Source organism: Rhizobium sp. 05N49 (assembly GCF_056396805.1).
The window spans coordinates 1-19379 of the sequence record NZ_JBFTME010000006.1 but is presented as its reverse complement, the minus strand read 5'-3'; the positions used below and the strand labels follow the sequence as shown (position 1 = coordinate 19379).

15 protein-coding genes and 2 pseudogenes are annotated in these 19379 nt (G+C 61.7%); 6 read left to right on the top strand and 11 right to left on the bottom strand.

All coding sequences use genetic code 11. The features are described 5' to 3' along the window. Positions 1-44: 44 nt before the first annotated feature. Positions 45-2471, bottom strand: coding sequence for a glucan 1,4-alpha-glucosidase (locus tag AC1DF8_RS13710; protein ID WP_478153928.1), 2427 nt, complete (start codon positions 2469-2471; stop codon positions 45-47). A gap of 166 nt (positions 2472-2637) precedes the next feature. Between AC1DF8_RS13710 and AC1DF8_RS13705 the strand changes: the two genes are divergently transcribed. Further along, positions 2638-3366, top strand: coding sequence for an ROK family protein (locus AC1DF8_RS13705; protein ID WP_478154082.1), 729 nt, complete (start codon positions 2638-2640; stop codon positions 3364-3366). A 19-nt stretch (positions 3367-3385) separates the two neighbouring features. Here the strand turns inward: AC1DF8_RS13705 and AC1DF8_RS13700 are convergent, their stop codons facing one another. Beyond that, positions 3386-4165 carry a class I SAM-dependent methyltransferase gene (locus tag AC1DF8_RS13700; RefSeq protein ID WP_478153927.1) on the bottom strand — a complete coding sequence of 260 codons (780 nt, stop codon included), beginning with the start codon at positions 4163-4165 and terminating at the stop codon, positions 3386-3388. Positions 4166-4224: 59 nt separating this feature from the next. On the opposite strand from AC1DF8_RS13700, the gene AC1DF8_RS13695 reads away from it, so the two are divergent. After that, the gene (locus AC1DF8_RS13695) at positions 4225-5094 is read left to right on the top strand and encodes an acyl-CoA thioester hydrolase/BAAT C-terminal domain-containing protein (protein ID WP_478153926.1); all 870 of its coding nucleotides are present in this window, start codon (positions 4225-4227) and stop codon (positions 5092-5094) included. 14 nt (positions 5095-5108) lie between these two features. On the opposite strand, the gene chrA is transcribed toward AC1DF8_RS13695, so the two are convergent. The 3 genes from chrA to AC1DF8_RS13680 all read right to left on the bottom strand — a co-directional run bounded on the left by chrA (position 5109) and on the right by AC1DF8_RS13680 (position 9046). Then, positions 5109-6320 carry a chromate efflux transporter gene (gene chrA / locus AC1DF8_RS13690; RefSeq protein ID WP_478153925.1) on the bottom strand — a complete coding sequence of 404 codons (1212 nt, stop codon included), beginning with the start codon at positions 6318-6320 and terminating at the stop codon, positions 5109-5111. Positions 6321-6473: 153 nt separating this feature from the next. Beyond that, on the bottom strand, positions 6474-7382 hold the full coding sequence (locus AC1DF8_RS13685) for a DMT family transporter (protein WP_478153924.1): 909 nt from the start codon (positions 7380-7382) through the stop codon (positions 6474-6476). A 179-nt stretch (positions 7383-7561) separates the two neighbouring features. Beyond that, on the bottom strand, positions 7562-9046 hold the full coding sequence (locus tag AC1DF8_RS13680; RefSeq protein ID WP_478153923.1) for a DUF1254 domain-containing protein: 1485 nt from the start codon (positions 9044-9046) through the stop codon (positions 7562-7564). Positions 9047-9331: 285 nt separating this feature from the next. Between AC1DF8_RS13680 and AC1DF8_RS13675 the strand changes: the two genes are divergently transcribed. The 3 genes from AC1DF8_RS13675 to AC1DF8_RS13665 all read left to right on the top strand — a co-directional run bounded on the left by AC1DF8_RS13675 (position 9332) and on the right by AC1DF8_RS13665 (position 11088). Next, positions 9332-9967, top strand: coding sequence for a LysE family translocator (locus AC1DF8_RS13675; protein WP_478153922.1), 636 nt, complete (start codon positions 9332-9334; stop codon positions 9965-9967). A gap of 115 nt (positions 9968-10082) precedes the next feature. Then, a complete protein-coding gene (locus AC1DF8_RS13670) occupies positions 10083-10505 on the top strand; it encodes a hypothetical protein (RefSeq protein WP_112547357.1) in 423 nt (140 codons plus the stop codon). A gap of 4 nt (positions 10506-10509) precedes the next feature. Next, positions 10510-11088 (top strand): OmpA family protein, encoded by a 579-nt coding sequence (locus AC1DF8_RS13665; protein ID WP_112547358.1) that lies wholly within the window; start codon positions 10510-10512, stop codon positions 11086-11088. A gap of 165 nt (positions 11089-11253) precedes the next feature. On the opposite strand, the gene AC1DF8_RS13660 is transcribed toward AC1DF8_RS13665, so the two are convergent. From AC1DF8_RS13660 to AC1DF8_RS13645, 4 genes are all read right to left on the bottom strand, one after another. Then, positions 11254-12708 (bottom strand): MltF family protein, encoded by a 1455-nt coding sequence (locus tag AC1DF8_RS13660; RefSeq protein ID WP_478153921.1) that lies wholly within the window; start codon positions 12706-12708, stop codon positions 11254-11256. A gap of 103 nt (positions 12709-12811) precedes the next feature. Then, positions 12812-14476, bottom strand: coding sequence for an arylsulfatase (locus AC1DF8_RS13655; RefSeq protein ID WP_478153920.1), 1665 nt, complete (start codon positions 14474-14476; stop codon positions 12812-12814). Positions 14477-14938: 462 nt separating this feature from the next. Next, complete coding sequence (locus tag AC1DF8_RS13650; protein WP_478153919.1) at positions 14939-15394, bottom strand: MarR family winged helix-turn-helix transcriptional regulator; 456 nt, start codon at positions 15392-15394, stop codon at positions 14939-14941. Between the two features lie 13 nt (positions 15395-15407). Continuing rightward, the gene (locus AC1DF8_RS13645) at positions 15408-15854 is read right to left on the bottom strand and encodes a MarR family transcriptional regulator (RefSeq protein ID WP_113116848.1); all 447 of its coding nucleotides are present in this window, start codon (positions 15852-15854) and stop codon (positions 15408-15410) included. Positions 15855-15939: 85 nt separating this feature from the next. Between AC1DF8_RS13645 and AC1DF8_RS13640 the strand changes: the two genes are divergently transcribed. Continuing rightward, entirely contained in the window at positions 15940-17757 is a 1818-nt protein-coding gene (locus AC1DF8_RS13640; protein ID WP_478153918.1) for a chloride channel protein, read from the top strand. Positions 17758-17842: 85 nt separating this feature from the next. On the opposite strand, the pseudogene AC1DF8_RS13635 reads toward AC1DF8_RS13640, so the two are convergent. Both AC1DF8_RS13635 and AC1DF8_RS13630 read right to left on the bottom strand, forming a co-directional pair. Beyond that, positions 17843-19219 (bottom strand): annotated as a pseudogene (locus AC1DF8_RS13635) (MFS transporter); the annotation flags it as partial. Positions 19220-19230: 11 nt separating this feature from the next. Then, a pseudogene (locus AC1DF8_RS13630) lies at positions 19231-19379 on the bottom strand (IS630 family transposase); the annotation flags it as partial.

Sequence of the window (19379 nt, the reverse complement as noted above, 5' to 3'; positions counted from 1 at the left end):
GCCGCTTTTTCTTTGTGTCCGCTCGGCGGCGCACGGCACGAACCTCAAACCACCTCGATCTGAAAATCCGCGCCCTCCCAGCGCTGTACATCTGCCCAGAAAATCGTGAAGTCGATCTTGCCGGGACCAAGCGCCTCCGTTGGCAGGTCGAAGACATGGGTTCCGAAGGCGGTGTCACGGCACGGGCTGTCGGTAGCACTTGCCCAGCAGTCGGTGGACCAGCGCACCAGGGCGGGTGACGGCAGTTCGATGCGCAGCTTGCGTCCGGCCGGCATACGGTCCTGCCGCGCCGTCAGCCGCCACGAGAAAGGCGCCGGTTCCGGTTTTGCCGCGACATAGCGGGCAAAGGTCTGGGGCGGCATATCGAAGATCACGCCGTCGCGCAGCGATCGCAGCAGCTTGATATGTTCGGCATGCGCCCAGACGAGCGGCATGGCGCTGCCGGAGGGGCGGCCGAGGAAGAGTTCGCGCCGCGGCACGTCTTCGCTGTCCCAGATCTGCTCCGGCAGGAGCCCGCCTTCGCTTGCCGAGGCTTCGAGTGCTGCGAGCATCCGCCGCGCCTCGCCGGCTCGCCCGGCAGCGAGTTCATAATGGGCGCGCTCGCCGGTCAAGAGCGGCCACAACCGTCCGACACCACTGCCGGCAAAGGGCGCGCCGTCGATGCGCTCGCCATAGCCATCGTCATTGTAGCGATACCAGTAGGGACCGGCAGGAAGGTCGCGGCGCAACTCCGCATCGATCACGGCCACCGTACCAAGTATGCGCGGATCGTCGGCGGCCCGCAGGCCGAAACGTACGAGCGCCAGCGCATCTGGACTGATCAGCAGGTCCGCTTCAAGCACCTCGCCGAGATCGTCCCGATTGCGGATCGGAATGAAGTCACGCCGCAGTGACGGGCTGCTACCATCGGTCGCCGAGGCGATGCGAACATAATAGCCTTCGACGCCGACACGGCGCGACAGCTCGGTATCGGTGGCGTAAGTCCATTCCTCGATGCGCTCGTTCCAGCCGTCAGCCACTTCGCGCAGATAGCGCGCCGCATCCAGCCGCCCGGCCGCTTCCACGGCATCGGCCGCTGCAAGCAGGCCGGCAATCTCGACAGCGAGCGTGAAAGGCGAATAGCCGGCATCCTCCTCCCATCGGTCCTCCTGGGTGGCAGGCCCGTTTCTGACGATATAGCCCGCCGCAGCCTCGATCATCGGCAGATAGCGCCCCCGCTCGGCGGCATCGATTGCGCCTGCGCGCAGCAGCATGTCGTAGAGCAGGATCGGAAAGGCCGTCTCGTCCATCTGGATGCCGTTCCAGTAAGGCCTGCCATCGAGCCAGGCATTCTGCACCCAGTGACCGTCCCCTTCCTGGATGACGGCGAGATAGTCGAGCACCGAGCGCGCATCCGCTATGGCCCCGGCTGCGAGCAGTCCGCCCGCCGTTTCCACCAGATCGCGCGTCCAGACCAGATGATAGCCGCCAAGATCATCATCGCTCTTGCTGAAGCCCCAGGGGATGGAAAGGCTGGCAATGATGGCGCCGGAGGCATCGTCCCGGTGGGTGGCGAGCACGCCGGTGCTGACGCGGTACCGGTTCAGCTGGGTTGGATCATGGGGCTCGTCGAGCGCCAGCAACCCGGCCTGCCACTCCCGCCAGCCGCTGCGATAATGTTTCAGCGCCGGCTCGACGCCTTGTTCCAGGCTGAGCAGCGTACGCAGGGCCGCCTCCTCCGGCTGCGTGCCGAAACCGATGGCGATCAGCGCCCGTCCCTGGTCGCCCCGGCCGCCGCTTGATTGAATATCCAGTGTCCCCGACAACGCGATGTTCCCGGAGCCGGCATAGCAATATTCCTCCTTCAGTCCCTCGCCGCGCGACAGCGTCTGCCAGCCATCGGAAAAGCCCACATAACCCACCGAGCGCGCAAGCCAGGGCACAGAAGCGGCGACGGCGAGCGAGCGGCCGGAACCCTCGGCAAAGAGCATCGGCCTGCCCTTGAAATCTGCATACCAGCCGGTGTTGTCTGCGCCGCCATTGACGAGATGCGGGGCGATCAGTGCGTGCAGCCTGTAGTCGGAGAGACTGCCCGTCAAAGCCTCGAAGCGGATGTCCTGCAACACCACTTCGCGCTCCGGGTCCGAAAAGATGGTCTTGGTAATGCGATAGCGACCGTCGCGGGCGGTATTGACCAGGCGGAAGCCCGGAACGCCGTCCTCGATCGCCTGCACGCTGTGATCGGCGTCACGCTTCTCCTCGGAGAAATAGCCCTGCGCGGTAACGATGAAGCCGAAATCGCGCACACAGGCCATGTCGAGCCGCGGAGCGTAGATCTCGTTCACAATGCCGTGGCTCGTGGTGAACCAGACGCAGCTCGCCGAGCTGACTGATGTGCCGACCGCACTCTTGTCGCTGGAGGTCCAGCGGGGCTCGATGCCGGGAGCCCCTGGTGGTTCGACGGAACCGGGTGGCAGTGTCGGAAAGGCCAAGTGCTGTTCCTCCGCTTAAGGGTTCTCCACTGAATGCGCTATCCTGAGATGAAATTGGGCGATCCGCAATATACCGGGCTTGACAGCCGGCACCTATCTTGCGCCCGATAGAATGGCGCGGGAAGGATTGAGGCCAAACCCGGAGAGGAGCGCCAGCATGACCGACATGACGGAAGCACCAGATGCGACTCAGGCAGGCGAGCATGGCAAGGAAGCGGCCGCATCGGCGAGCCGTATCGTGCTTGCCGTCGATATCGGCGGCTCGCATGTGAAGGCGGAACTCAGCAACGGCAGCGAGCGGCGGTCGGTCGTCTCGGGGCGCGAAATGACGGCGGCAAAGATGGTCGCCGCCCTCAAGGATCTCACCGCCGACTGGCACTATGACGTTGTCGCCATGGGCTATCCCGGCCCCGTCTCCGCCCACCGTGCCGCGGCGGACCCGTTCAACCTTGGCCCGGGATGGAAGGGCTATGATTTCGAGCAGGCCCTCGGCAAGCCCRTTCGCATGGTCAATGACGCGCTGATGCAGGCGATCGGCAGCTACGAGGCCGGCCGTATGCTTTTCCTCGGTCTCGGCACCGGCCTCGGCTCGGCCCTGGTCGCGGACAATGTCTGCCTGCCTTTGGAACTGGCGCATATGCCCTACAGGAAGAAGACCTTCGAAGACTACGTCGGCGAACGCGGCCTGGAAGGTCGCGGCAAGAGCAAATGGCGAAAATCGGTCTTCGACGTTGCCGATCGCCTGAGTGCTGCCCTGTTGCCCGACTATATCGTCATCGGCGGCGGCAATGTCGGACGGCTCAAGGATTTGCCCCCGAAGTGCCGGCGCGGCAACAATGACAATGCTTTCCGCGGCGGTTTCCGGGTCTGGCTGGACGATAGCTTGCGGCTTTGAATTCAGTCTCTGGCGATGGTCATGACCTGATCGAACCCCAGACCAATTTGGTCTTGACCGTGAAACTGAGTTTTCCGGCAGAGGCATAGGGGGCGAGAATTTCCCTGATCTCGGCATCGAAAGCCGTCATCCTGTCGCCGAGGCGCGATGGCGCGAATGTATCGCGCGAATGCTGGCAGCGGATAAAGTCTTCGACGCTTTGCTCAAACGGGGCGGATAGAAAGTTCTCGGAACCATCGATGTCGAGGAACGCCTTGTAAGCCGACCAGCTCTCTTCCTTGCCGACGGGATCGAAGGCTCTGCCCGTCATGGCCGGAACCCACCTTGCAAGAAACGAGTGCCAATCGGCCTCCCAGGCAGGTTGGAAGGGCGCATCTCCTGAAATCACCGCCACGTAGTGATCGGCAGCGGCATAGGTTTTCAGCCGCGAGAAAAGGCGCCGGTGATCCATCCAGTGAATGCTGGCGGCGGCAACGATGAGATCGGGACGATCGGGGATGTCGATATCCTCGGCGAAACCCACGATCCAGTGAAGATTGCGCGCCCGGCCGTCTTCCAGGCTCTGACCGAGTTCGATCATGTGGCGGGACGGATCGACAGCTATGACCTTGTCGAAATGCCGCGAGAGAGGTCGCGAAACCTTGCCGGGGCCGCAGCCTATATCCAGCAGACAGCCACGTTTCGGCGCGATGGTCAGCAGCTTCTCGTAGATCGCCTCGGGATAAGGCGGACGATAGCGATAGTTGCTGACGACATCGGCATCCTCGAAGGAGGCCCCTGCACGCGCATGCTCGACCATGGTAGGCTCCGCCTCTAGTGACAGTCGAGAACCATCCGATAATTCAAGAAGATGTCAGTATGGTAACAAGCGCGACGGAGGGCTGCAAAATCGAGCGTCTCCAGGGCCGGATAAACGGTGCATTCGTTTTCAGGCCAGATGCGGGCGAAACCGGCGTCGTCGTGCTCGGCGGTTCCAGCGGCAGGGTCGATACCGACCGCGCCAGGCTCTTTGCCGAGGCCGGCGCAAAGGCATTGGCGTTGCAATGGTTCGGCGCAATGGGACAGTCGCCTGGAATCTGCGAAATCCCGTTGGAGACCTTCTGTGAGGCAATCGACTATCTGATCTCGCGGGGATGCCGGCGCATCGTCTTCGTCGGGACATCGAAAGGCGCAGAAGCCGCGTTGCTCGTCGCGATCCGGGACCCGCGCGTCAACGCCGTTGTCGCGATCAGCCCAACCGCCTTCGTCTGGGGTAATATAGGCCCCGGCAAAGACGGCGTGGAATGGCCCGAACGCTCGTCCTGGTCCTGGAAGGGAGAGCCGCTGGATTTCGTTTCCGCCGACACTGCCTGGGAGCGGGACTATCGCGACGGGCTGATATCCTATCGTTCCTTTTTCGAAAAATGCCTGCAGACGGACCAAGAGACCCTGGGGCGGGCCGAGATCCCCATCGAGAAAACCGCCGCAGAGCTCATCCTCGTGGCCGGTGGTGATGATGCGCTCTGGCCATCGGAGAGGTTCGCACGCGAGCTTGCCAGCCGTCGTGAACGAAGCGGCAGGCCGGTGTCACTCGTCGTTGATACCGAGGCGGGCCATCGCGTCCTGCTCCCGGGCGAGACGACGCCTCGCTCCAGCCTTCATGCTCATGGCGGCAGTGACATTGCGGATGCAAGGCTTGGCCAGATGGCGTGGGCGGCGATAGAGGCCGCTTTATTGCCAAGGGATTGATGGCCTGGTACCGGTCAGGCGGAAAGCTGCAGCAGGATCGCACTTGCCGCCATCAGCACGACCACGATCCATGGCGCCGCCTTCCAGATGACCAGCAGAAGAAAGCCGGTCAAGGCAAGAGCAAAATCCGCCGATGCCAGGACCGCGCTCGTCCATACCGGATTGTAGAGCGCTGCACCCAGCAGGCCGACCACGGCGGCATTTGCGCCACGCATGGCCGCCTGCGCCCGTGGATAGGCGCTGAGCCTGTCCCAGAAAGGAAGGGTGCCGAGCAGCAGCAGAAAGCCGGGCAGGAAGATCGCCACCAGGGCGATCGCTGCGCCTGCGACACCGTTGGGAGCCGGCCCCACAACCGCACCGAGATAGGCCGAGAAGGTAAAGAGCGGACCAGGCACCGCCTGCGCGACACCGTAACCGGCGAGAAACGCGTTTTCGGAAACCCAGCCCGGTCTCACGACCTCCGCCTCGAGCAGCGGCAGGACGACATGGCCGCCGCCGAACACCAGCGCGCCTGAGCGATAGAAGGCATCGAAGAGGCGCAGCCCCTGGGAATCGAAGGCGGCGACGACAAGCGGCAATCCGAACAGCAGGAGCAGGAAGGCCAGCAGGCAGACAATGCCGGTTGATCGCGATATTCCGAACGAAAAACCTGCCTTGTGCTCGACGGCGGCCTGGCGACAAAGGACGATCCCGGCAATTGCCCCCAGCGCGATGGCGGCGAGCTGGCCGAGCGCCCCCGCGGCTGTCACGATGAAGATCGCGGCCAGCGCAATGGCGGCGCGCGGCTTGTCGGGTGACAGCGATCGCGCCATGCCCCAGACGGCTTGTGCCACAACGGCGACAGCAACGAGCTTCAATCCGTGCAGCAGTCCCTGTCCAAGAGGATTGTCGAGCGCGGTGGCGGCGGTTGCGAAGATGAAGAGGATCAGCGCGGACGGAAGCGTGAATGCACTCCACGCAGCAAGCGCGCCCAGCGGCCCACCGCGCATGAGGCCCATGGCAAAACCGACCTGGCTCGATGCGGGACCGGGAAGGAACTGACAGAGCGCAACGAGATCGGCATAGCCCTTCTCGTCGATCCATTTCCGCCGCGTCACGAGCTCGTTGCGGAAATAGCCGAGATGCGCGATCGGTCCGCCGAACGATGTGAGGCCAAGCTTCAGAAAGGCGCCGAACACCTCCGAAGGCGTACCTGCCGGTGGAGCCGCTGTCTTCTCCCTGGTCATTTCATTCGCATCCAAGCCAATATCCCCCATTGTCCGCCCCGTATCCTCATCATTAATGACAGCGCGATGACAACAGGCGATTTTCGATATCTGTCGAATTAGCGATCGCGGCCCCGGTGCCCGCGGCCGCGACGCTGAACCGAGGCCGGGCGTTCATGTCGATGGCGGCATCGACTGGATTGCCTGACGGACCCGCACTCTGGCAGGCAGCGTCATGGCAATGACGCCGGCCATGATGCAGGCAAGCCCAAGGCCTGCCGTCGAAGACAGCGTTTCGCCGAGGAAGACGACGCCGATTGCGACGCCGATCGGCACCCTGAGATAGGCCTGGGCCGTCGCGCCGACCGAACCGAGCGTCTGCACGAGGCGGAAATAGATCACAAAGGCGAGCGCCGTGGAGAAGACTGCGAGGGCAAGGAGCGCGAAGATCGAATCGAGGCTGGGGCTCAATTTCCACGGGGCATCGATGACGATGCTGATGGGGATGAGGATCACCGCCCCTGCGAGCAACGAACCGGCGGCCGGCATCATCGGATCAAACCCCTTGAAATTCCGTCCGAAGACGGCAGCGCCCGCATAGCAGATCGTGGCGGCAACGATTGCAAGCTGCGCCCAGAGCCCCTGCCCCAAACTGCCGAGAGCGCCAAGGCCAATGACCAGCGCGGTGCCGGCCAGTCCCGCCGACACGCCGAACAGTTTGCGACCCGTGAGGGCCTCGTGCCGGGTAACCAGTGCCGTGATCAGGAAGGCGAAGATAGGTGTCGTGGAATTCAGGATCGCCGCCAGGCCGGCATCCGTCGTCCGCTCGGCCCAGGCGATCAGCGTGAAGGGCAGGACGCTGTTGAGGCAGGCCTGAAAAAGAAAATAGGTCCAGGTCTTTCGGTCGCGGGGCAGCTTGAGGCCACGCCAGCTGATGATGGCGAGAAGCAGCACGCCGGCAATGAGCGTTCGTGCCGCCACCAGTGTCAGCGGCGGGATGGTTTCGACGCCGATCTTGATGAAGGTGTAGGAGGCTCCCCAGAGCGTCGAAAGCGCCAGCAGCAGCGCCAGTTCCGTTGTCATCGTCGCGCTCTTTTCCATCGCAATCCCATTCGTCAGCCGTGCAAAACCGACCGCCTATTTAACGGGTGCGGGCGCGAAATGCTTCGATGTGGGCCGAACTGTCGATGGAAAAGAAAGGCTTGGCGGGACGCGCGTGGATCATGACGCGCGCCCCAAGGTTTCCGATGCCTTTAGCCTTGTCACTGAGCGGCGAGCGGAGCTGCTGGAGCCACACGTGTCACCGGCGGCGGGTTCCACTTGCCGATCAGCGCGGTCCCCTTCGGCGCATAGAGCCGCATTGTCAGATTGTACGGGCCGTTCGGCGCCGGCAGCCAGTTCCATTCCTTGTTCTTGCCGGGGCTTTCCGTCTGGAAATAGAGGTCGAGCGAGCCGTCGGCGTTGTACTGAAACGGCATCCAGCTGCTGACGGCGAACCGGTTTAGCGGATTGGCGACCTGGAAACCGTCATTGTCATAGAGGGTGACAGACCAGAAAGCATTGACCGGCGGGATCTCCTCCTTCTCGAAATGGATCGTGTAATTGCTTCGTCCATCGAGCGGGTTGCCGCTTTCATCCGCAAGGTTGAGCGGATAGATGGCGTCTTCGGGCAGATTGGCGCCAAGCCCCTGCTGCGCCACGATCGCCCGCTTCAGGTAATAATTGCCGTAGACGCCCATCGTGTCGGTATTCATCGACCAGCCGTTGACCACGCGGGCCAATGTTTTCAGCTTCCAGCCCATCAGCGCCTGCCCATCCTGCGGCGCTGTCTTCAAGGCGGTCTGGACGACAGGATCGGCCTTGGAAAGATCGAAGCTCTTGCCGGGCTCGATGCCGATCCGCTTCATGCGGGCAATGATCGGCTGATCGGTGCTGTGCGGCGGATGAAGTTTCAGGAGTTCGGCAGCATAGGCGAAATAGTCTTCCGCCGACGCCGTATCGACCTGAGTCTTCGGTGGCGTCTTCATGTCGATGGATGGGTCCACCTTGACCGCGGTCGGCTTGGTGTCCGTACCCCACTGCGACAGCGGGGTGATCTTGTAACCGTCCTGGATCTTGTGGACGGCGTCGTAATCATTGGGGCCATCGGTCTTGGTGCGGCCGATGATCCAGACATAGGGTGTCGGAGCATCGATCCGTTCGGTCCCCTCCGGCAGCTTGAATTCGCCGAACGTGCCGCGAAGTTCTGGCCTCCAGCCGGGCGGTGCGACCAGGAAATTTCCGGCGGATGTCCCGGTCGTGCGCCAGCCCGGCGCGGCAAACACATCCGTCCACATGTCGAGCATCGGCAGCAGATAGTAGCGGCCCGCCGTATCCGGCGCGGTCACGACCACCGGCTCCTTCGTCAGATCGAGCCAGCCGCTCGAATAGAGCGTATCGAAATTCGGCCGCACCACGGCTTTCATGTCCGCCGCCGGAAATGCGCGGATATTGTTGAACTGATTGGGCGGCCCACCGATCGCCCCTTCCTTCGCTTCCATGTTGGTCAGCTGTTTGCGGGTAATATCCATCGTTATCAGCGGATAGAAGTAGACATAGGCTTCGATGCCGATCTGCCGCGCTTCCTCTTCCGTCAGAGAAGCGGCCGCGGCCTCCTGTGCGACCGGAACGGCCATTGAGGCAATTGCCAGAAATGCGAACGACATAGGTGTCCGCAACAGGCTCTTGATTCCAAACTGGATTGTCATGTGCGTTTCCCCCCGGAACGAAATGTAAAACGTGGCAGGATTTCGATTGACGTCGGGCTGGCAAGTCCAGGATGCAAAGGTACTGGGGACCTGCTGGCGGCCCATGAAAAGCGAAACATACCGGGCGTATATCCGGAAGTACGTTACAGTAAACAGGCGCCGTAAATGCTCGGGATACCGAGCTTTGTGCTTCGATCCGGTGCAGGATATTGGCTTTCCTTGAAGGCCCTTCCGCAAATGTCAGGTGAATGCCATAACTCGATTCCTGACACGGAGGAGGATGACATGACTGAAATGACGGTTCTTGCATTTGCGCTTGTGGCATTCATCGGCATCGCCACACCCGGCCCGACCGTGCTTCTCGCCCTGACGAACGGCTCGAAATTCGGAGTGCGCCGCGCTGTATCAGGCATGATCGGCGCTGTCATGTCCGACTTCGTGCTGATCGGTGCCGTTGCCCTCGGCCTCGGTGCTCTGCTGGCTGCCTCGGAATTCTGGTTCACTGTCGTCAAATGGGTCGGTGTCTGCTACCTCGCCTTCCTCGGCGTCATGCTGTTGCGCTCGAAGGGAACGCTTGACGTCTCGATACGCTCTGAAAACGGCAACACGTCCGCTTCGCCGGTGACGATCTTCCTCAAGAGCTTCCTCGTCGCCGTCACTAATCCCAAGGGCTATCTCTTCTTCTCGGCCTTTCTGCCGCAATTTATCGACCCCGCGGGTCCGCAGATCGAGCAATATGCCGTGCTCGCCCTCGTCTTCGCTGCCATCGATTTCATGGTCATGTTCGGTTACGCGTTGCTTGGCTCGCAGGCCGTCCGGCTGCTCAGGAAATCGGGCGCGCTGTGGCTCGACCGAATCTGCGGCGGTGCCCTGCTGACGCTTGCCGGCTCGCTGGCGCTCTATCGGCGGGCGACCACCTGACCGCCTGCCGATTTACAGCGAGTTTACGGTAACGTACTTATCCGAACTCTCCCGATCTGCATTCAATGGCCCTGAGGGGACGCCATCTCGGCGGCCGTAACAGGAGGGCTCATACATGCCTGGAGTTTGGAGACTGGCAGGTGCGGTGGCGATTGCCGTCATCGCCGGGACGTGTGCCGCCAAGGCCGACACGGTCAGCTATGCCGATGCGATCACTGTGCTCGCGAAGGATTGCGGCAGCGATATCAAGAAACTCTGCAAGGGGCTGAACCTCGGCAATAACCGCATTGCCGATTGCCTGGCGCAGAATTCCGCCAAGGTCTCGCCGACCTGCACATCGACGCTGGCAAGCGTTGCAGCGTCGATCCAGAAACGCGAGCAGGCGCAGACGAGCTACAAGCAGGTCTGCGCAACCGATATGGCGCGGCGCTGCAACGGCGTCAAAGGCGACGGCTACATTCTCGCCTGCCTTGCCGGCAAGACGAAAACRATCAGCAAGCAATGCAGCCAGACGATCACCGACGCGGGCTGGAGGTAAGATCATGACCATGAGAAAAACCGCCCTCGCCGGCTTTGCCGCAGCCTTCCTTCTACCCGCCCTTGCACTGGCCCAGCAGGTTTCCGAGCAGCGCATCATCACCGGCCTCGGCAAGCTGCAGGGTGCTGCCCCGATCGTCGATGTCGAGATCCTGCGGCAGGAGGCCATGAGCGGCGCCGGCAAGCAGATGTCCGGCCTGCCGAACTGGAGCAAGGTCGCGCGCCTGCCGCAGATGGTGGTCGAGATCGCCTTCGCCAACGACTCCGTTGCCATCGAGCCGGAATCCTACCGCACGCTCGGCATGATCGCCGATGCGCTGCACCACCCGAACCTCTGGGCTTACAAGTTCCTCGTCGTCGGCCATACGAGCTCGACCGGAACCGATCAGCACAATCTCGATCTCAGCCAGCAGCGTGCCGATGCGATCAAGGAGATCCTGTCGACCACATTCGCCGTCGATCCCGGCCGTCTCTATGCGGTCGGCGTCGGCGAATATTTCCCGATCGACGGCTCGAAATCGGAAGCCGCCAACAACAGGCGCGTCCAGCTCTACAATCTCGGCGTCTTCACGAAAAAGCCGTGAGGCTCAAAAATGCCGGTGTCGTCGCTGCCGGCATGCTTGGTCTGCTAGCCTTCACGCTGGCGCGAATGGGCGCGCCAGGGCCTTGCGGGCGTGGCAGGGCCGCCAGCCGCATCGCAGGGAATACGGTTCGGTTCGTGTCACCAGCGGGTGATGTTGCCGAAAATCCTATTTCTGTACCGCTTCGCCGGCATCCGAGCGTTCGCCCATCCGTGCCACGAGCAGCGAATAGGCCACGTAATATTTGTAGATATTGCTGACATACTGGACCGTCTCCCGACCGACGATCTCGGACGCCGCATTCTCCACATTGCCGAACCAGACATTGGGGTCGAGCCCCATCGCCTTGGCCTTGTCGCGGAATTTGTGCAGATTTCCCGGCCCCGCATTATAGGCGGCGAAGGCAAAGAGCTGCCGGTCCTTGGGCGTGAGCCCCTCATCATCGATATAGGTATCGATCAGGTGGCGCAGATATTTGGCGCCTGCCTCGACATTGCGATCGGGGTCCTTGTCGATGCCGCTGATGCCGATCACCTTGTCCTTCGCCGTCGAAGGCAGCATCTGCATGATGCCGACGGCGCCGCGCGGCGAGCGACGCGACTGGTCGAGCTGCGATTCCTGATAGCCTTGCGCCATCAGCATGAGATAGTCGAACGAATAGCTGCCGCCATATTTGCGGAAGATTTCGGTGAGCGTCTGGAAACGTGCGACATCGGAGGGCGAGTAGGCGCGTTTGACGATCTTGTCCTGCTTGTAAAAGGTGTTGCGCAGGATGTTGCCGAAGGTCGTGCCCACTTTGTGGGTGGCGACGAAGGCATTGAGTTCCGCCTTCAGCTTCGGGCTGTTCTTGCGGATCGCCCAGGCTATCCTGCCCTGCGATGACAGGACGATGTCGTGGCGCACCTTCATGTCGCCAAAGACGTGCGTCCAGATATCGGCCTTGTAGGCATCGACCGTCGTGAAGGGCAAAAGGTCGGCATTGACCATCTCCATCAGGTCCTCGTCTTCGAGGCTTTCATCCATCAGATCGATGATGATCTCGGGCTTGCCCGCCGCGGCCAGAGCCTTGTTGCGCGCCAGAAGATGTTCGTAATAGCTGCTCGAGGCGCGCACCGCGATATGCTGGCCGGAGAGATCGTCAAGGCTGGCAATCGCCGGGCTGTTCGGAGCGCTCACCAGCACTTCCTCGGCATTTTCATAGAGCGGATCCGCAAAATCCACCTGCGTCAGCCGCTCGTCGGTAATCGTCAGATTGGCCGTGACGATATCGCCATAGCCTTCGTTCAACGCGTCGAGCAACCTGTCGCGCGGCATCGGCACGAAGACAATGGTGATGTGGTCGATCTGCTTCTTGCGGTCCTTGTTCAGGACCTTTTCAAGCTCCAGCCCGAATTGCACCGCCGTGCCGTACTGGCGACCCTTGTCGACGAAATAGATCGTCTTGCTGTAGGGCACGAGCACACGCACGATCCGGCGCTCCTTCATCGCGTCGAGATCGATCACATGCTTGTCGATGAGGGCCGGTTTCTCAAGCGGTGCCGGGGTCTCGGCCAGAGCAGGCCTGGTCCCCAGCGATACGGCAGCCAGAACGAGGACGAACAATACCTTCAAAAACGAGCTCATCGAGGCCTCCCCAGCATCGGCCATGAACGCATTCTATCGCTGCGGTTTTGATCTTATCCGCCGCGGGAGCTCCGGCCGCACTCCTGCGACGGTCTTGCGAGACCTATTGCGGCGTCAGTCGCTCCAGTTCGTTCAGCCGCTTCAGCGCTGCCTCCTGCCGCAGCAGGCCGTAATTGATGCCGCTGGCGTTGAGCGAGCTTCCCTCCTGATAGGGAAATTGCGTGAAGTCGGAGAAGAAGTCCTTGATCTTGCCCTGCACCGGTACGATCAGCCACATGTTGCGGGCCAGGAATTCGATGGCCCCGCCCCCTTCATGCAATCCGCGCTCGTAAGGGTCCATGCGCAGATTGGCGATATTGGCCCAGGCCGGCACCTCGCGGGTTGCCGTGGCAATATTGCCTTCGCTGTTGATGGCGAAACTGAGCTTCCAGTCGTTCCACCTGATCGCATTAAGATTGCCGCCCTGGTCGAAATAATAGACGGAATCGCGCGGTCCGCCCTGGCTGTCGCCACGCAGGAAGGGCAAGAGATTGTAGCCGTCGAGATGCACCTTGAAGGTCTTGGCGCCGGACTGGAACCCGGCCTTCATCTGCTCCTTGATGTCATCGATGCCGGCAGCCGCCGCAAATGTCGGCATCCAGTCCATCAGCGTGACGATCTCGTTGACCTCGGTGCCGGGTTTGACGACGCCCGGCCAGCGCACCATCATCGGAATGCGGAAACCGCCCTCCCAGGTCGTGCCCTTTTCGCCGTGGAATGGCGTCATGGCGCCATCGGGCCAAAGCGCGAGTTCCGCGCCGTTATCGGTCGTATAGAGAACGATCGTGTTCTCGGCGATCCCGAGTTCGTCGAGCTCATCGAGCAACTGGCCGACATGGCCGTCATGCTCCACCATGCCATCGGCATGGATGCCCTTGCCGGTCTTGCCGAGCGAGTCTGCCTTCAGGTGTGTGAAGACATGCATGCGGGTCGAGTTGAACCAGCAGAAAAAGGGCTTTTCGGCCTTGGCCTGCCGGCCGATGAAATCCTTGGCGGCGGCCAGGAATTCCTCGTCCACCGTTTCCATGCGTTTGCTGGTGAGCGCGCCGGTATCCTCGATCTTGCCGTCGGCGGTCGATTTGATGACGCCGCGCGGGCCGAACTGCCGGCGGAAGGCCGGGTCCTTCGGATAGAAATAGCCTTCCGGCTCTTCCTCGGCGTTGAGGTGATAGAGATTGCCGAAGAACTCGTCGAAACCGTGCTTGGTCGGCAAATGCTGATCCTGGTCTCCCAGATGGTTCTTGCCGAATTGGCCGGTCGCATATCCCTTCGTCTTCATCACATCGGCAATGGTCGGCATCCAGTCCTGAATGCCATGCGGGTCGCCCGGCATGCCGATCGTCAAGAGCCCGGTACGGAACGGTTCCTGCCCGAGGATGAAGGAAGCGCGGCCCGCCGTGCAGCTCTGTTGGCCGTAGGAATCCGTAAAGATCGCCCCTTCCCTGGCGATGCGGTCGATATTCGGCGTGCGATAGCCCATCAGTCCCATCGTATAGGCACTGATCTGCGGAATGCCGATATCGTCGCCGAAGATGACGAGAATGTTCGGCGGCTTCGTGGAGCCGCCGGTCTGGCTGGCCGTGTTCTGTTGCGTCTGGGCGACCGCCGGCCCGCTCGCAGCTGAAACGGCAAGAGCCGTGAGCGCCAGCGACGTTCCGCCCAGCAGAATATCACGGCGGCTGACGGGAACGATCGGGTCATCCTGCTTCTGAATATCGACGTCGTTCATCGAATTTTCTCCTTGAGATGAAACCTGCACGGGAATGCTTTGCCAATTTCCGTGATCGCGGAAGTACGTTACGGTAAACATCGGCCGTAAACTTACGCTGAGCCGAACGGCACTTGAGCTTCATGACGTCATCCCCTGCGCCGGTGCCATCGAGGCGCAGAGCGGCGATGAAGTTGCGGCCCGGAACGGTCTGGATCCAGTTGCTGCCGGGCGCTTCTGCAGGTCTAATGGCTCCGAAAGCCGTTGACAGATGGCAGCAACTGCCTTGCCTCCGGCATCGATCCATCCGTCACGTTCTCGAGCGTTGCATGGCTAAAATAGCGGCTGGAATGTCGGCGAGGTCGCGGGACAGACGGTACAGCACCCCGTCTGCTTGTCATCGGCCGCTTTGCCGACGAGCCGTTTGCCGGCCGCGACATTCGCCGTCACCTGAAACAGGCAAACAACCGGCGGACTTGAGCGTCAGCGCGACCAGGGGTCGGTCTTGATCTCACCGTCCGTCTGCAGACCTTTCAGGATATCGATGAGTTTCGGCGCCATGTCCCTGATTTCGGTCATATGAATGGCCGTCAGCCGCCTCAGCACATCGTCTGCCTTTTCGGTCAGCTCCAGTGTCTGGCGCCGTTTGTCGGCGGGGTCGGCCTTGCGGGAGACGTAGCCTGCGGCCACCAGCCTCCCGACCAGTTCGGTTGCCGAATGCGGGGCGATCAGCAGCCGCTCGGAAAGCAGGCCGATCGTCATGGCGTCTTCGCTGCGATGGCCGCGGATCGCAAGCAGCGCCTGATGCTGCTGAGCCGGCAAGCCCTCCTCCTGCGCGGCGGATGCGCTGAAATCCATGAAGCGGCGCAGCGTGTAGCGCAGGTTGGAGAGGGCCTCGTAATCGGCATCCGTCAGATCGTTCTTGGGCTTCTTCACCATGCCTCCCCTGCGATCATTGCATCCATGCGGCCACTTCCATCTGCCGGTGATCCTGCAGCATGCGCAGCGCCTGCATGAGTTCCGGCGCCATCTCGCGGATCTCGTAGAGATGGGCGGATGTCAGCCGACGCAATAGCTTTTCTGCCTGTGCTGTCAACAGCACGACCGGCCGGCGCTTCTGCTTCGCCTCGATGGTGATATGGCCGGCCTCCTGCAGCGAGGCGGCAAGCTCTGCGGCCTCGGGCGGCGAGAGGAAGAGCCTGTCAGCAAGCGCAGACAGGCTCATGCGCCCGCCGGCGCCGAGCCCCTTGATCGTAAGCAGCGCCTGATGCTGCTGCCGCGTCAGGCCGAGCTTTTCGGCCGCTTTCCCGCTGAACTGGCGAAATTTGCGGATCCTGTATCTCAGATTGGCGAGCGCCTCATATTCGGTTTCCGATAGGGCGCGGTCTACGTTCGGCATGGTTCCAGCTCCTGATTTTGGCTGTTGATTTATATCGTACTACGATATATTTGCGACGAGAACGAACCCGTCAACAGGACCAGCAATGCCTCCCCAAAAAAATGCTCATCGCCCCCATGATTTTATGGGTGGCCTCTCCCGGCGCGAGGCCGGGGATTTCACCACCGACAAGCGCGTCCTGGCCCTGGTCGGCATGGCCTTGATCGTCGGCACGGGCGGCGCCTTTGCCGCCTGGGTTCTGGTCAGCCTCATCTCGCTGGTGACGAACCTCGTCTGGTTCCACCGTTTCAGCATCGCCGCCGTGTCGATGGCGCAGGCGCCGCGCTCCGTCTGGATGGTACTCATTCCCGTCATTGGCGGCCTCGTCATCGGCCTGATGGCCCGCTACGGCTCCGAAAAGATCCGCGGTCATGGCATTCCCGAAGCAATCGAGGCGATCCTGATCGGCGGCAGCCGCATGTCGCCGAAGGTGGCGGTCCTGAAACCCCTCTCTTCGGCCATCTCGATCGGCACCGGCGGCCCCTTCGGCGCGGAAGGCCCGATCATCATGACGGGCGGCGCAATCGGCTCGCTCTTTGCCCAGTGCTTTCATCTGAGCTCGGCCGAACGCAAGACGCTGCTGGTCGCCGGTGCCGCCGCCGGCATGACCGCGATCTTCGGCTCGCCGATCGCCGCAATCATGCTTGCCGTAGAACTGCTGCTGTTCGAATGGAAGCCGCGCAGCTTCATTCCCGTTGCGGTCGCTGCCTGCGTCTCGATCTGCTGGCGCCCCTTCCTGTTTCAGGCCGGTCCGCTCTTTCCCAAGCAGTTCCATATGGATCTGCCGTGGTGGGGCATCCTGCTCTGCGCCGCAATGGGCATTATAGCCGGGCTGCAATCCGGTATCCTGACGACGCTGCTCTACAAGGTCGAGGATCTTTTCGAGGCGCTGCCGATCCACTGGATGTGGTGCCCTGCCCTCGGCGGCCTCTTCATCGGCCTTGGCGGCCTGATCGAGCCTCGGGTGCTCGGCGTCGGCTACGACATCATCGACGGCCTGCTGAACAGCTCCATCCTGCCGGCGGCGGTGCTGACGATCCTCCTGGTGAAAGCCGCGATCTGGCTTGTCGCCCTCTCGTCGGGCACGTCAGGCGGCGTGCTGGCGCCGCTGCTGATCTTCGGCGGCGCGCTCGGCTGGCTGGTCGGCCTTTTCCTTCCCGGCGATCCCGGTTTCTGGGCGTTGCTCGGCATGGCTGCCATGATGGGCGGCACAATGCGTGCGCCGCTCACCGGCACCTTCTTTGCCGTGGAACTGACGGGCGACGTCTCCTCGCTGCTGCCGCTTCTGGCGGCAACCGTTTCCGCCTACGCGGTGACGGTACTTCTGCTGCGCCGGTCGATCCTGACGGAAAAGATTGCCCGCCGCGGCCAGCACATCACCCGTGAATATGGCATTGACCCGTTCGAGTTCTCCCGCGCCCGTGACATCATGATCAGGGAGGTCGATACGTTCCCGGCGGATATGACGGTGGGAGACGCGACCCATTTCTTCACGGCGACCGCGAAGACCCACCGCGTCTATCCGGTCGTCGATGGCAGGGGGATTGTCAAAGGCCTGGTCTCGCGCGGCGATGCGCTGCGCTGGCAACAGGATGGGACGATTGCCGACCAGACGCTCGGCGATCTCGTCTCCGACACCTCCCTGCCGCTCGCCCACCCGGACGATACGGTCGGCTATGTCGCCGACCTGATGCTGGCGACGGACGCCGGTCGCATCCCGATCGTCGATCCCGAAAACGGAGAGCTGCGCGGCCTCGTCGCCCGCAAGGACCTGCTGCGCCTGCGCCATTCGCTGAAGGCAACCGAGACGGAGCGTCAGCCCTATTTCGGACCACGAAGGCAAATGGGCGAAACACGCACCTGAGGCTCAGACATCTGATTGTAGGTGAAATCCGCCGTCAGCCTGTGACGGCGGAGAATGACTTGGGAATTTAGCGTCAACGCAGGCCTTACCTGTATGCGTGATCTATGGTTGTCCCTTTTTGCAATGCGCGGAACAGGATGAGGCCCAGAGCAACGGCGACCAAATTATAGAGCGTCGCGACCGCGAAAGCCGTCCCATAGGCACCGGTGGTTCGAACAGCGGAATCTGGTTCTGCGCCGCTCCCGTTACTGATGCCGAACAGGATCATACCGACGATCGTCACGCCAAAAGCCGAGCCTGCGGTTTGGATGGTGCTGAAAACGCCTGACGCCATCCCGGCTTCAGTATCTGCAACAGTGCTCAGAACCATGTTGAGCAGAAGCGGAATGATGATTCCCTGACCAAACCCTTGGAGGATCACTGAGACAGTCAATGCCGATCCATCTCCGCCGACAAAGCCGTCGATAACCGCGATCAGCAAGCCTAAGCTGAAGACGCCCATGCCAAATGTCGGCGCCCCATGCTGCAGCCGTTTCGCAAACCAAGCCGAAACCACGGAACCGGCAAAGAACGCGACAGTGGAAGGCAAGAACAGCATGGCCGCCTGAAGAGGGCTCTGGCCGAGGCCGATCTGCAAGAAGATCGTCAGAGACAGCGAGAACGAACTGATCGCGGAGAAAAATAGAAACGACGCCAACATGCCGAGGGCCACACCGTTTTTCTTGAACAGCGAGGGATCAATGATTGGGATGCCGCCGAGCCGCCTCACGCGGTTTTCGTAGGCAATGAAGGCCGCGAACAAAGGCACGGACAACAGTAGGCCGAGGATCGTCCACCATGGCCAATGTTGTTCCTGTCCGACCATTGCTGGCAAGAGGATCGCCGTGAGTGCCGAGGCGCCAAGTAGTGCGCCCATGAGATCGAGCTTTGCCGATTTAGCGTCTCTGGTTTCGACAATGAACCATTTCCCGGCAATGAGGGCGTAGGCGGCGATGGGAAGGTTGACGAAGAAGATCAGGCGCCAGTCGAGGCTGCCAATGTCGAGTGCCATCAAGCCGCCGCCGAGCAGTTGCGAGGCCGCTCCTGCGATACCTTGCACCGCGCCCATCACGGCAAAAGCCCGCCGACGCTCGTCGCCATCGAACAACAATCGCAGCGACGCGTAGACCTGCGGCATCAGCAGGGCAGCGCCGATGCCCTGCAGGGCTCGGGAGGCAATAAGGCTCCAGGGAGATAAAGCGATGCCACACAGCAGGGACGCCAGCGCAAAGATTGCCATGCCGGAGAGAAACATCCGTCGACGGCCATAGATGTCGCCTAGCCGTGCGCCATTGAGCAGCATTGCGCCGTAAGAAACGCTGTAAGCTACCATGATCATCTGCAATTCGGCATTCGAGGCGTGCAAGTCCCGTTGGATGTTCGGCAAGGCCACATTGACTATGAAAAGGTCGAGGATGGTGACGAAGTTTCCGGCTAGTCACCTGAATCTGAAGTTCGGTTCATTGTCTTCTGGCAGAAGCGCTTGACCGACGCGAGGATTTGGTCGGCGGATTTGACCCACTTGTACGGGGTGGGGTTCTCGTTGTGGGTTTCGATGAAGGCGTCGATGTCGGCTTCCAGTT

Excerpts from the sequence above, each read along its gene's own strand:
- AC1DF8_RS13700 (WP_478153927.1), bottom strand. The coding sequence starts at position 4,165 with ATGGTCGAGCATGCGCGTGCAGGGGCCTCCTTCGAGGATGCCGATGTC.
- AC1DF8_RS13695 (WP_478153926.1), top strand. The coding sequence starts at position 4,225 with ATGGTAACAAGCGCGACGGAGGGCTGCAAAATCGAGCGTCTCCAGGGC.
- chrA (WP_478153925.1), bottom strand. The coding sequence starts at position 6,320 with ATGACCAGGGAGAAGACAGCGGCTCCACCGGCAGGTACGCCTTCGGAG.
- AC1DF8_RS13685 (WP_478153924.1), bottom strand. The coding sequence starts at position 7,382 with ATGACAACGGAACTGGCGCTGCTGCTGGCGCTTTCGACGCTCTGGGGA.
- AC1DF8_RS13680 (WP_478153923.1), bottom strand. The coding sequence starts at position 9,046 with ATGACAATCCAGTTTGGAATCAAGAGCCTGTTGCGGACACCTATGTCG.
- AC1DF8_RS13675 (WP_478153922.1), top strand. The coding sequence starts at position 9,332 with ATGACTGAAATGACGGTTCTTGCATTTGCGCTTGTGGCATTCATCGGC.
- AC1DF8_RS13665 (WP_112547358.1), top strand. The coding sequence starts at position 10,510 with ATGACCATGAGAAAAACCGCCCTCGCCGGCTTTGCCGCAGCCTTCCTT.
- AC1DF8_RS13660 (WP_478153921.1), bottom strand. The coding sequence starts at position 12,708 with ATGAGCTCGTTTTTGAAGGTATTGTTCGTCCTCGTTCTGGCTGCCGTA.
- AC1DF8_RS13655 (WP_478153920.1), bottom strand. The coding sequence starts at position 14,476 with ATGAACGACGTCGATATTCAGAAGCAGGATGACCCGATCGTTCCCGTC.
- AC1DF8_RS13650 (WP_478153919.1), bottom strand. The coding sequence starts at position 15,394 with ATGGTGAAGAAGCCCAAGAACGATCTGACGGATGCCGATTACGAGGCC.
- AC1DF8_RS13645 (WP_113116848.1), bottom strand. The coding sequence starts at position 15,854 with ATGCCGAACGTAGACCGCGCCCTATCGGAAACCGAATATGAGGCGCTC.
- AC1DF8_RS13640 (WP_478153918.1), top strand. The coding sequence starts at position 15,940 with ATGCCTCCCCAAAAAAATGCTCATCGCCCCCATGATTTTATGGGTGGC.